General features: G+C 63.6%; 8 protein-coding genes and 2 tRNA genes. 6 read left to right on the top strand and 4 right to left on the bottom strand.

What is annotated here, in order from left to right; all coding sequences use genetic code 11:
• Window positions 1–259: 259 nt before the first annotated feature.
• Window positions 260–2089, bottom strand: coding sequence for a UbiD family decarboxylase (locus BUS42_RS36570; protein ID WP_074316014.1), 1830 nt, complete (start codon window positions 2087–2089; stop codon window positions 260–262).
• Between the two features lie 206 nt (window positions 2090–2295).
• On the opposite strand from BUS42_RS36570, the gene ubiE reads away from it, so the two are divergent.
• The 4 genes from ubiE to BUS42_RS36550 are packed head-to-tail and all read left to right on the top strand — an operon-like array spanning window position 2296 to window position 5487.
• Window positions 2296–3069, top strand: a complete 774-nt coding sequence (gene ubiE, locus BUS42_RS36565) for a bifunctional demethylmenaquinone methyltransferase/2-methoxy-6-polyprenyl-1,4-benzoquinol methylase UbiE (protein ID WP_254054051.1) — start codon at window positions 2296–2298, stop codon at window positions 3067–3069.
• On the top strand, window positions 3066–3713 hold the full coding sequence (locus BUS42_RS36560; protein WP_074316010.1) for a UbiX family flavin prenyltransferase: 648 nt from the start codon (window positions 3066–3068) through the stop codon (window positions 3711–3713). Before ubiE ends, BUS42_RS36560 begins: the two co-directional genes overlap by 4 nt.
• Window positions 3714–3716: 3 nt before the next feature.
• Window positions 3717–4637: an SDR family NAD(P)-dependent oxidoreductase gene (locus BUS42_RS36555; protein ID WP_074316008.1), complete on the top strand. Its 921-nt coding sequence runs from the start codon at window positions 3717–3719 to the stop codon at window positions 4635–4637.
• The gene (locus tag BUS42_RS36550) at window positions 4618–5487 is read left to right on the top strand and encodes a UbiA-like polyprenyltransferase (protein ID WP_074316006.1); all 870 of its coding nucleotides are present in this window, start codon (window positions 4618–4620) and stop codon (window positions 5485–5487) included. Before BUS42_RS36555 ends, BUS42_RS36550 begins: the two co-directional genes overlap by 20 nt.
• A 718-nt stretch (window positions 5488–6205) precedes the next feature.
• Here the strand turns inward: BUS42_RS36550 and BUS42_RS36545 are convergent.
• The 3 genes from BUS42_RS36545 to BUS42_RS36530 all read right to left on the bottom strand — a co-directional run bounded on the left by BUS42_RS36545 (window position 6206) and on the right by BUS42_RS36530 (window position 12589).
• Window positions 6206–6955, bottom strand: a complete 750-nt coding sequence (locus BUS42_RS36545) for a tetratricopeptide repeat protein (RefSeq protein WP_074316005.1) — start codon at window positions 6953–6955, stop codon at window positions 6206–6208.
• 374 nt (window positions 6956–7329) lie between these two features.
• A complete protein-coding gene (locus BUS42_RS36535) occupies window positions 7330–11394 on the bottom strand; it encodes a serine/threonine-protein kinase (protein WP_074316000.1) in 4065 nt (1354 codons plus the stop codon).
• A 412-nt stretch (window positions 11395–11806) separates the two neighbouring features.
• Window positions 11807–12589, bottom strand: coding sequence for a 3-ketoacyl-ACP reductase (locus BUS42_RS36530; protein WP_074315997.1), 783 nt, complete (start codon window positions 12587–12589; stop codon window positions 11807–11809).
• Window positions 12590–12724: 135 nt separating this feature from the next.
• Here BUS42_RS36530 and BUS42_RS36525 point away from each other — a divergent pair.
• Together BUS42_RS36525 and BUS42_RS36520 are read left to right on the top strand one after the other, a co-directional pair.
• Window positions 12725–12798 (top strand) — tRNA-Arg (locus BUS42_RS36525).
• 50 nt (window positions 12799–12848) lie between these two features.
• A tRNA-Arg gene (locus BUS42_RS36520) sits at window positions 12849–12921 on the top strand.
• Window positions 12922–12927 lie beyond the last annotated feature (6 nt).

Raw genomic sequence — 12927 nt, 5'->3', positions numbered from 1 at the left:
CCGTGGGAACGAGGGGGATTCCTCGCTCACTGGCGGGTGGTTGTGTCTTATTGGCGAGCGAATCATTCCTTGACAGGTGGATCTGGTCTTTCCTGATCTTGAATGCTGTGCAAGCCCTGGGTGCCACGGGTTGTACTCAACTCGTGAGCCAGAAACCCGGGCGGTCGCTCGCGGGTTGAGTACAACCCGTGGCACCCAGCGGCCGGTGCATCGCTGCGATTTGTCCATCAGAAAATCAAAGAAAACCGAAATCAACGTCTCAGAGTATTCCGTGCAAGGGGCGGCCTGGCCCTGCCAGGGCATCGACCTTACGTTCGATGGCCGGGTCATCGATCAGGGGTGGCGCGTGGTGCGGCTTGATCCGCGCGTCGATCACCAGGGACCCTGTGCAGCCCCAGTGCTTCTGGGTGATCGATGCGCCGAACCCTTCGATGTCGGACGCGGGATTCGAGCGAGTGAACGTCACCCAAAGAAAATTCTTCTCGCTCCGCGCGGTGAACTCGCTGTCGTCGACAACGACGACCAACGGGAACCCTTCGACTCGATCCCTCGGCCGGTCAGACTCCGTCAGTCGTCGGAGCACCTCTGCCCCGTGCTCGTACGGTGGACCTTGAATGACGAGGATGCCCGGCATCGCCACCCGAGGCGAGTGAAAGCCGTCCGGGAGGCGAAGGTCCGCCGGCAGCTCGGTGGACAGGGTCCGACGTACGGGACCGGCCGCGGCGATGACGACCTTTGAGCCTTGGTTGAAGCCGTGGCCAGAATAGTCGAGGGTGTCGATCGTGGTTCGCGTCTGGAAGTGGAGGTCGTTGCTCCAGTCGACCCGCTTGAGTACGTGCCGGAGGAATCGTGGGATGTCGTGGAGATCGAGGGTCGGGTCGTCCTCGCGCGCAACGATCCAGAGATACTTGGCCAGCGACATCTGCCCTTGGCCCAGGATCGCGTTGGCGGTGGTCAGGATCTCTTGTGGTCGACGGACCTCGGCATACGGGACATAGCGCTCGCTGGCGATCGCCAGGAGGAGGGGGTGGACGCCGGCCGCGTCGACGGCGTGGACGGCGTGGACACCCGGGATCACGGTCGGGACCAAGGGGCCGGTGAGCTCGTGGATCAAGGCGCCGAACGAGGTGTCTTCCTGGGGTGGGCGGCCCACCGACGTGAACGGCCAGAGCGCCCCGGCGCGGTGGTAGACTCGGTCGACGCGAAGCACCGGAAAATCGTGGGTGAGACTGTAGTAGCCGAGGTGGTCGCCAAACGGCCCTTCCGGCTTCCGGACGTCGGGGTCGATCGTGCCCGTGATGACAAAGTCGGCCTCGGCGGGCATCGGCAGTTGGCCAGGGGGGGAGACCATCCGGATCCGGTGCCCTGCCAGAGCCCCGGCGAAGCTCAACTCGGGGAGTCCCTCCGGCAGCGGCATGACGGCCGCGACCGTCAAGGCCGGCGGGCCGCCCACGAAGATGTTGACGCGCAGCGGCTCACCACGGCGGATCGCCGCGGCGTGGTGCACTCCGATCCCGCGATGGATCTGGTAGTGGAGACCAACCTCACGATTCGGCTCGTACTGGTTCCCCGAGAGCTGGACCCGATACATGCCAAGGTTCGACTTCGAGAGCCCGGGCCGATCGGGATCCTCGGAATAGACTTGAGGCAGGGTAATAAAGGCACCGCCGTCGCGGGGCCAGGACTGGAGTTGCGGTAGCTGGTCGATCGTGGTCGTCTGCCCGAGGATCGGGCCGCGGGCGACCCGCCACGGTAGTAAGTGAAGCGCGGTGTTTGGCACCCCCCGGTAGCGCCAAGGGTTACGGAGGAGCGTGGGGGGGCTCACCTTGATTTCGACGAGCCGCCGCACGGCCTCGAGGGTGTCGCGGAACAGGAAACGAGTTCGGTCGATCGTCCCGAAGAGGTTCCCGACCATGCCGAACGGGCTTCCCTTGACGCGGCGGAACCAGAGTGCGGGTCCTCCGGCCTCGTAGACCCTGCGCTGGATCGCCGCGGCTTCGAGGTAGGGGTCGATTTCTTCGTCGATCTCGACCAGCATCCGGCGCGTCCGCAGGTCGGTCACGCATTCGGCCAAGGTGCGATAGCCCATCTTGTTTCGACGGCTCCGGGCGGTTCGTTGTCGGCGGGTTCCCAAGACAGAGTAGGAATTCGGCCGAGGATCGCCAAGCCACGTCTGCCTCATCGGTTTCGGTCGGAAGTGCGATATCGAGTCGCGCCCGGTTGACGCTACAATCAGACGGGGTCAAGAGTGCGGCAGTCGAGTCGACCCGCTTGGGAACTGCAAAGGGAATGGGAATGTCCACGGAGACCGAACCGGCAGAGCGCCGACACGAGGCGGACGTCGTCGATAAATCGTCGATGCGCGTACGGTCGATGTTTACCTCGATCGCGGGGAAGTACGACCTGCTCAACCACCTCTTGAGCTTGAATGTCGACCGCCTCTGGCGCCGGTTCACTACGAGGACCGTCCCGCCCGAGCCGGGTGTACCGGTGCTCGACTGTTGCACCGGCACCGCGGACCTCGCGCTGGCTTATGATCGGGCGAGTCAGGGACGTTCGCCAGTCATCGGCACCGACTTCTGCCACGAGATGCTTCGCCTCGGCAACGGCAAGGTCAAGAAGGCGGGGGCGAGCGAACGTATCGTCCTGGTCGAGGGTGACACCCAGCGCCTGCCGCTCCCCAGCGACACCTTCGGGATCGTCACCGTCGCCTTCGGCCTGAGAAACGTGAGCAATACGGTTCGTGGGATCGACGAGATGATTCGGGTCGCCCGGCCCGGCGGCAAGGTTGCGATCCTGGAATTCTCGCGGCCGCGAGGGCCCCTGCTCGGCCGCCTCTATCTCGCCTTCTTTCGGCATGTCCTCCCCAAGGTTGGCCAGGCGATCGCGCCGAATCAACACGACGCCTATCACTACTTGCCTTCGAGCGTTCTCCAATTTCCCGATGGTCAGGCGATGCTCGACTTGCTGACCTCACGAGGACTGAACGAGACCCGGCATTACCCGCTGACCTTTGGTATCGCGACGCTCTACGTCGGTACCAAGCCGGTCCGAGGGGTGGCGGGATGAGCGCGATCCCGGCCCCCCCTCCCCTTCCTGGTTATGTCCTGGCGATGACCGGCGCCAGTGGTTCGCCATACGCCGTGGCACTCCTGCACGCTCTGAGTCGGACCGGGCGTACGGTCCATCTCACGATCAGTGAGAGCGGGGTGCAAGTTCTCCGTGAAGAGATGGATATCAACGTCTCGCTGGGGAACTTCGACGTTTCAGTTTTCGGCGATCTCGATGCGCAACGGATCGTCTACCATCACCATCGAGACTTTTCCGCGGGCATTGCGAGCGGGTCGTTCCGAACCGCGGGGATGGTCGTCGCTCCTTGCAGCATGAGTACCCTGGCGTCGATCGCGCATGGGATCACGACGAGCCTGATCACGCGCGCGGCGGACGTTCATCTGAAAGAACGACGCACTCTGATTCTCGTTCCTCGCGAGACCCCGCTCAGCCAGATCCATCTGGAAAACATGCTCAGCGTCACGCGTGCAGGCGCACTGGTCTTACCGGCGATGCCGGGCTGGTATCATCGCCCCCAGTCGCTCGACGACCTGGTCCAGTTCGTCGTCTCGCGAATCTGCGACCAGCTTGGCGTTGAGCTCCCGGCCCGGCGCTGGGGTGAAACCCCCGCCACTGCCACTGGAACCCGCGGAGCCTTGTGATTCATGGTCGTTGCGAAGAGAAGAGTCGTTCTCCTCACCGGCGGGTCGGCTGGGATTGGAGCGAGCATCGCGCGAGAACTGGCGAGTCAGGGCTTTGACCTTGTGCTGACCGCGCGGCGTGAAGACCGCCTGAACCAGCTGGCGGAGCAACTCCGCGGGCTTTCGGAGAAGCACACGACAGGCGATTCGGGACGAAGCGCGATCGAGGTCCTCGTCATTCCGTCGGCGCTCGAGGATCCGTCCACGCCCGAGCGTCTCGTCGCCGAGACGATCGCGCGGTTCGGGCAGCTCGACGTGCTGATCAACAATGCCGGGTTCGGTCTGCCCACCCTGTTCGCCGACGCCGATCCGACGGACGTCCGCCGCCAGCTCGAGGTCAACTTCGTCGCTCCCCTGATGCTGAGCCGGCACGCCCTGCCCCATCTGCTTGAGCGGCGCGGCACGATCATCAACATCGGTTCGGCGATCAGTTGCGTGGCCAATTCGGCCCTGGGCGCGTATGGTGCGACCAAGGCGGGCCTCGCCTACTGGAACGATGCGCTGAGACGTGAGCTCCATCACAAGGGAGTCAGGGTCTGCCTCGTCGAGCCCGGTCCGGTGAAGACCGAATTCTTCAGCGCCCTGGAAAAGCTCGCGCCCGAGAATGGCGAGTACAACCCGCTGCTGGACGCGCCGGCCCCTTGGATGTCGGCCCAGGTCGACGACGTGGCGCGACGGATCGTCCGCTTGATTGAACATCCCCAACGGCGTCTCTCCGTCCCGCGCCGGGTGGTTTGGCCCTGGCGCGTGGTTGGAGGCCTATTTCGACTCTGGCCCTGGCTGGGCGACCTCGGGCTCACGACGATGACTAAACACTTCGACAAGAAGGGGGACCTGAATCGGTCTCCCTCCCGGAGCCTCGGTGATGCTCGGCCGACTGAATGATTTACTCGGGATGATCAAGTTCAGCCATACGCTCTTCGCCTTGCCCTTCGCCTTGCTGGGTGCCGTGCTCGCCGCGCACACGCCCGAAGGCTGGCAGGGACGTCCTCGCGACTGGATCGGAATCTTGCTCTGCATGGCGACGGCTCGTTCGGCCGCGATGGCGTTCAACCGTCTCACCGATCGCCGCATCGACGCCTTAAACCCGCGCACGGCGATGCGACATCTGCCGAGCGGACAGCTCTCCGTCGCCTCGGTGGTGCTCTTCACGCTGATCTGCATCGTGGTGTTCGTGGCGTCGACACTGCTCTTCTTGCCGAATCCGTGGCCGCTACGGCTCTCGGTTCCGGTCCTGCTCTGGCTGCTCGGTTATTCCTACGCCAAGCGGTTCACGAGCCTGGCGCACGTCTGGCTCGGCGTTGCACTGATGTTGGCGCCGGTCGCCGCTTGGATCGCGTTACGAGGGGACCTGGCTTGGCCCCCTGTCCTCCTCGGCCTGGCCGTACTCTTCTGGGTTTCAGGCTTTGATATGATCTATGCCTGCCAGGATGCCGACTTCGATCGCGAGGCCGGGCTGCACAGTATCCCGGCTCGGTTCGGGGTACGCCGGGCGTTGCGGCTGGCCGCGTTGTGTCACGCGGTCATGATCGTTGCCCTGATCGCACTCGGCTGGTCCTATCCGCTCGGCCGAGTTTACTTCGTGGGAATCGGTGCGGTTGCGTTGCTTTTGGCCTATGAGCATGCGCTCGTCCGCCCCGACGATCTGACGCGGGTCAACATCGCCTTTTTTCAAGTCAATATTGCGATCAGCATGGGGCTACTCGCCTTCGGCGTCCTCGACCTCTTGACCTGATCGCGGGCGCCGCCTTCGACGCATGCTTCTCCGCGGATGAAGAGCACGGCATTGCTGATCTCGTTCTGGCCTCAACGTCTCGGCCCGAGCGGTTTTCGATCGGTTGGCTGGAATCCGAGTACGGACCCCAGCCAACCGATCCTCAGCGATGAGCCTCGCTTGATCCGAGCCGCGCACGCAGCGCAGCGGAGTAAGCGGTCACAGGACTGGCCTTCCGAGATGACGGGCGCAACCCGATCGCTGACTCCGCCGCGCTGCGTGCGCGGCTCGGTCTGGGAAGCTCTGCTGCGTACGCGGTGTAGGAATCAGTGGCCCAACGATTGGGACTGCCCCTGCTTTGGTCGTTGAGGACGAACCCGAACCCTGCTTTTCAGCAGAACCTGGTCCCAAGTGAGGCCCGCCTCTCGAGTGGTGTACTGTGATGATGAGCGTAGGCTTGCCTCAGGGGCTGCTCGCCAGTAGCTCACCCCATCGAGCAAGTTGCCAGGACATCCGATCGCCTCATTGTTCCACGTGAAATCTTGGGGATCGGGTCTGGTCTGGCGCTGGTTCTCGTCTTATGAACACCCGCCCTGCCCCACCAAAAAAGAGTGAGACTGACGAACGGTCGGGCTTGACGAGGGAGTCGATCCGAGAACATCGAAGTCCGACTCGGACCTTCCGCGATCCTACCTGCGTGACCGAGCGGTCGGTCACGCCACGATCACGCGCCTGGTGGTCAGCGGACCGGCGCGGGATCATTCGAGCGGGACGCCTCAAGAAAGGCCTCGAGGGTCGCATCCGGTTGGCGGTCGGATAACCGTAGGAAGATATCGGCCGCCTTTTGGGTTCGGCCTGAGAGGAACCACTGGGCTCCCAGAACGAGCCAAGCGTCACGGTCCCCCGGTGTGGCTTGAAGGTGCGACTCGAGCCGGGCGATCTGCTTCGCGAAATCGGCGGGTTCACTGTAGATCGATTGGACGTCGTCGACGTTCGTGATCCAACCGGGCTCGGCGGTTTGCGCGGCTCGGAGGTGGTCGGCCGCCTCACTGTAAAGACCACGGACCAAGGCAAGCTGCGCGAGGCGAACTTGGGGGGCGGCGGAGCTCGGGTTGGCTCGGGCGGCTTGCTCGTAGCGTTCCTCAGCTTTTCGGGTATTGCCACCGCGGAACAGCCGGTCACCATAAGTCACGAGTTGATTAGCCCGAGCAGGATCGGCCTTTTTCTTGGTGGCCGGAAGTTGGGCGTGCACTACAGGGACGCCGCGCCGCGGGAGTGGACCCGCCAGACCGAAGTTGCCGCCATTGGGAACCGGAGGCTGGGGAACCGCGACGGGTACCAAAACCGCCGGCATGATGACTGGAGGCATCGGCGGCAGAATCGTAATCGGGAGTCCGTTCGGACCGATCGTCTGGTAGTACGGATAAGGATAGTACCGCCAGCCCGAGGAAGAGCCACTCACGGCGGCCGGAATATTCGCCGTGGGCATCGATCCCGACGAGCTTGACCCCGATGAGCTCGATCCCGGACGTTCCGACCCTTGGACACTCGAGACCGTCAGGAGGGCCACGAGACTTGAAAATCTGCCTACAGTTCGGAGGAACGACATAACTTGCCCGACCTCCTTCCCTTGAAGGCCCCCACGCTCCGCCACGATTCTTTGATTATCACCCATCAGTCCTTGAAAAGGCAACGGGCGTTCCTCCTCGCGCACGACCAAATCGTTGAACGCTCACCACTCCTCTTCGAGATTATACGAGAGTCGGCGACGGACCATCGAACGAATTGTCAAATGGGCAGGTGAGATGCCCTGCGCATTCGATGGTATTGAGAATCCGATTCGCCGCTTGTGCGACTCGGGACTTACCGCCGCTCCTGCTTCCTCAAGCCGATCTGAAGCCGAAGCAGGTCCGCGCCCACGTTCAGCCGCGGGCGCCCGGGGTGGTGGGTTGGGTCGAGCTCGAGGTCGGCGGGCGAGACATTCCGGGATTGGAGTCGGTCATAAAACCGCACGCTCTGGGTCGACAGGACGCTGCCCTTGGGCCAGAGCGGTCCGGTCGCATTGCGAATATGATTCGCGCCCCAGAGGTTGACCCACTGGCGGTGGACATCGGGCCGCCTTGGGGTCATGGGAGGGATCCCGGCGAGCGCTGTGAAATGGGTGACATCGAATGCGTCGTTGCTCGACTGCCAGAAATAGCTACCACGGGCCAGGGAATCGGGCTCGGCGCGGAGCAGGACACTTTCGGTGGCGACACTGCTGCGGTCATAGCTCGCCAGGAAAACGCTATCCTTGGTGGTGACCAGCCAGGGGCGGTCCGGACCAGGGTTGGAACCCGGCCATCGGCCCAGGCTCACGAAGCTCTCCTCCGCGGTGAGGGTGCAGCGGTCGATGGCGAGTCCCGCCTCGAAACGGTCGCGAGCCACCTTCGCGGGCCGAAGATCAAAGGCGGATCCTCCCACCGCCATTGCGCAATTCGAGAGTGAGAGGAAGCCGCGTCCGACGTCCGCCCGGATCGCGTCGCCGCCCGTCATCAAGAGCGTATCGGTCAGCAGACACATCGGGCGATCCGCATGGGTTTGAAACAGGCTCGAAGGTTCCGGACGCGGCTCGGTACTCGTCGCCCGGAACCAGATCAGGTCGCCTCCCCCCTGCTCGACCGTGCCGGGAGCCGTCAGCCAGCATTGGTTTAAAATCAGGTGCCCGGCGTCGACCCGGATCAGGTGCTTTGGGGATGCCGAGCCGTCGCGGCTGAGTCGGACGTTGGTGAGCACCAGATCGCCCCCACGGACGTCGATCAAGGCCTCGCCTGACGACCCCTTGACGGGCGACCAAATGACCGGCGGAAGTTCAGAAGACCGGGATGGGTCGAGGTGAATTTCCAACGAGAGTCCGACCGGAAGTTGGATCGGTGTGGAGTAGGGTGAACCATTCCCGCTGACCAAGACGCGCAGTCGCCGGTCCTCCTTCCGTACTTGGTCGCGCAGGAAGAGGCCGAGGTCACCATTCCAGGGGGCGGCCGCGAGATTAAAGGCGAGTTCGCGCTCGCCTCGGGAACTCGCCTCGCCCGCCGCGCTCTCCGGAGGCGTGGCCGCCGTGATCGAGGGTTGTGTCGGAAGCTCGGGCTTCGTTGTTGGCAAGGGGCGGGAAGGAATCGCGAGCCGGGGAATCGTCGGGTTGTTGAACGGCTCAAAAGTCTTTTCGAGGAGGTAAGGACTCGGCGATGCAACTCGTGACAAGCTGCCCTCACGCTCGACTGCAAGCGGTGCCAGCTCGGCTGGGCGGAGTTGCAACGGCGAGCCCGGGATTCGCCAACGCGTAAAATCCTCACGATTCCCGGCCTCGAGGTCGGGCCAGGCATTCCGTGCCGCCGAAAGATTAGCGAGCTTGACGACGCGTCCCTTCGCGGTCGACATCCAGTTGTGCCACCCTGCGAAGACGTTGAACGCACCTGCCCACCGAATCTGCTCGTTGGGACGGCCCTCCTCCGCCGCCGAGACCATCAGGCTCGCCGTCCCTTCGCCGGCCAGCTGGGCGAACGTTGTGCCGAGTGCGCGAAGGACGATCGGTCGAGGGCGGCCAGGCCCTGAGTGGTTACCCACTTCCAGAAGCGAGCCGCGACCAGAGAGTACGCTCCGATTGAACAAAATGGTTCGGTCAGCGTCCAGCTCCACACTCGCCGTCTGAATCAGCGGCGCTCCCCCGCTCGCGACCACGGTCCGAGTCAAGACGACGTCAACACTACCACCATTCAGCGTCAGGGCCGAGAACGAGGCGCCGCGGACTATCGACTGCTCGATTCGCACTCGTGAGGGGCGGGGTGCGCTCGTGGTTCGAACCAGACTGAAGGGCCGGCGATATGGGTTCTGGATCGTCACGGTGCAGCGGCTGAGCGTCAGATTTCCGCCGCGGCAGAGGAAGAGAGCCGTCTGGGCCAGTGGCAGATCTTGGACGTTGACGACCAGATCGAGACCCTCGAGGACCAGACTTTTGCCCTCAAGCACGATCAAGGCGGGTTGTCCTCGGACGACGTCGAGCTGACCCGGTTCGATGCAGACGATCGGACGATAACCCTCGCGCGCTCGGATCAGCAGCGCATCGCCGCGGATCCGCAGGTCGTCTTCAAAAAAAGGGCCGCTATCGGCGAGTTCGATGGTTCCACCGATCGTCGCCTCGAGCGCTGGCTTCAGGGCATGTTTCTGACTGGGATCTCGGGGATCGACCACGCGTTTCACGCTCATGAAGTGACCGCCGAGTCGATCCGGAACGTTGGTCCTTGCCCAGGCCGGGATGAACCGCCGCTCACGTTCCAAGCCGTAGTCGGGTTCCTGGAGCACCGAGGAAACCGGGTCATCGGGCTCGACCCAAGGCAGAGCGGGCACGGGCTCCTTGGCCCGCGGATCGGCAATCGTCGGAACCGGGGGCGGAATCGACGTCAGGCGTGGTGGCGCGGGGGGAACGAGGCTGGCAACCACCGGTTCCGGCGCATCGTTCGCCTTCGATATCTCCGGGCGTTCGACCTCCAGTTCCTGAGTGGGGAGCGAGGCAAGGTAGAGCTGATGGACCCCGATGATGAATACGATCAGCCCCAGCCCGATGAGCGTGTAGGTGAGTACCAGCTTCTTGGTCGTATCATCGTGGGTCCGCGAACCCGAGAGATAGGGGGATGGCTCGAACTGAGCGTCCAGCTCCTCCTCGAGCAATGCGTTGGCCAAGAGGTCCGGGCCGGCCAATCGGCTGATGGGCGCAGCCGGTGTGGGCCGACGGAGCGGCGCGGAGACGGGTGTGGGGTCGTCGAGTGAGGCGAGCTCCGCCATGGTCAGCTCGATCGGCGGAGTCGATTCCGTCCGAGGGCCAAGGATCCCGGCCTGTCGCTTCGGTTCAGGCTCGAGGAGCTCGAGCCGATCGACGGAAAGTTCGGTGATCGGATCGTTGTCGTCCTCGTCGATCAGGGCGAAGACAGGCTCTCCCAACGCATCGACCGTGGGCGTATCGCCGTCCCCACCTTCGTCGCCCTCGTCCACCAATGCGAAGAGCAGGTCGGGATCATCGACCTCCTTCGGTAAGGGCTCTACGGCCGTGGGCACGACGTCGAGCTCGTCCATCAACTCCGCGTAGTTCGCGAACCGGTTTTCGGGACGCTTCGCCATCATTCGACGAATCAGGAGCGCCACCGGGCCAGGGATCTCGGGGCGTAGTTTCCGCGAGTCGGGAGGAGGCTCGGAGCAGTGTCGGCTGAGCTTATCGGCGATGTCGCCGCCGGGAAACGGAGGAAATCCCGTCAACAAGAAGTAGAAGGTACAGCCCAGCGAATAGATGTCGCTTCGCTCGCTCGTCGCTCGACTATCGCGTGCCTGCTCGGGCGACATATAGTCGACCGTGCCAACGGTCGTCCCTTCCCGAGTGACCCGTTCATCCTCGCTCTCCGCCTGGAGCGCCAGGCCGAGGTCAATAATTTTGACGAGCTTTGACGGGGTCATCAGCAAGTTCGCGGGCTTGATATCACGGTGGATCAAGCCTTGACTCGCCGCGTACTGCAGACCGGTTGCGATCGAGCGAATGGCTGCGACGGCCTCACCGATCCCCATCGGGCCGCCTTGCCGCACGCGGTCGTGGAGGTCTCCCCCTTCGACATATTCGAGAACGAGGTAGTGACGGCCCTGATCGACTCCGCGATCGTAGATCGAAACGATGTTGGGATGTTCGAGCGACTCGGCGCTTTTGGCTTCGCGAATGAAGCGCTGAAGCAGCGTCGAATTCTTGGCCAGAGCGCGCGGGAGCACCTTGACCGCCACCTCATGGCCAGTTTCGACGTGGACGGCCTTGAAGACCGAACTCATCCCCCCCGAGCCCAGCGAGTGGAGCAGGAGGTAACTGCCAATCCTCGGTTGAGGTTTGCTGGCGTTGGTGGTTGCACCCTCGGACATTGACGCTCCCATCCCCAACTCACGACATCGACCGGGAACTCACTCCCGTCAAACGCCGACGCTCTCTTCAATGATTTGGAAGCCCGGACTTCGCGAAGCCCACGCCACCAAATCTCCTTATAGGTCGCGGTCGGCCGATTGGCCGGTGACTTCGATCCTGAGTCCGAACACAATCGCGGTTTGAGCGACAGGGGGAGGTGATGCGAAACGACCCGGACTTCAGGAGAATTGTAACCGAAGAGGAACACGCGTCGACACCCCTACCCTGGCTCGGCTCGCTTGGTCAGCCGAAACGGCTCGTTCCCATTGGGATCGATCGTCCGACCACTGGGGGTACGGTCGGCTCGCGGCGGGGTGACGCCTGAGGCTCGGGGAATGAGCGGAATCGGACCCAACAACGGTCGGGGGCGATTCAGAGCCGCCGAAGGTGCAAACCTCCATCCACATGAAAGACTTCCCCGGTGGTGTAAGGGAAGGACTCGGCGGCCAGCGCCCCAACCGCTCGGCCGATATCGAGCGGAGTTCCCCAGCGTCGGATCGGGACAAGCCCGCCGGCAATCCGCCGATCGTAAACGTCCCGGACGGCGCCGGTCATGTCGGTGGCGATGATCCCCGGACGAACCTCGTTGACGCGGATCCCCTCGTCGGCCAGCCGGGTGGCGAAGAGCTGCGCAACCATGCTCAGCCCCGCCTTTGAGACACAGTACTCGCCGCGGGTGACGCTGGCGAACGTGCTTGAGATCGAGGTCACGAAAATGATCTGAGGATCGGCGATCGTGCCGGCACGAAGCAAGTCGACCATCGACGTGGCCACCTGCTGGGTCAGGAAGAAGGGGCCGCGGAGGTTGATCCCGAGGACGCGATCCCAACTCTCGGCCGTCGTGTTCATGAGGTCGAGCCGAACCAAGGGCGCGACGCCCGCGTTGTTCACCAGGAGGTCGATCCGGCCGAACTCGGCAACGGTCCGCTCCACCATGGCTCGCCCGGCTTCGAGGTCGGAGACGTCCGCGCGAATCGCGAGAGTACGCGGGGCCCCTCGGTTCTCGGCTTCACGACAGGTCGCCTCAGCGGCTTCGCCATCGGAACGGTAGTTGACGACCACCGAGTATTTCAGGGCGGAGAGTTCTTCGACGATCCCCCGACCGATGCCTCGGGAACCTCCCGTTACGATCGCGACTCGCTCCCCGACCGTCATCTCAGGCCCCCCCTCGGTGTTGATGTCGACCGCGCGCTCAAATCGCGCGCAACTCACGAAATCGGTGAGTCACGCATTCCCGGCGTTGACAGCATACCGCCTCTTGGAGCATTATCGAGCACGCACTCAGTAATCGCGCCCGTAGCTCAGGTGGATAGAGCGGCGGTTTCCTAAACCGCAGGCCGCAGGTTCGAATCCTGCCGGGCGCACCTCATACAATACCGCCAAGGCCCGCGCGGCCGAGTTGCCGATCATCGATGCGCTCGTAGCTCAGTGGATAGAGCAACGGTTTTCTAAACCGTCGGTCGCAGGTTCGAATCCTGCCGGGCGTACTTGTT

Source organism: Singulisphaera sp. GP187, from assembly GCF_900129635.1.
GTDB lineage: Bacteria > Planctomycetota > Planctomycetia > Isosphaerales > Isosphaeraceae > Singulisphaera.
The sequence above is the reverse complement of the archived record's forward strand: the minus strand, read 5'-3'. Positions and strand labels throughout refer to the sequence as shown.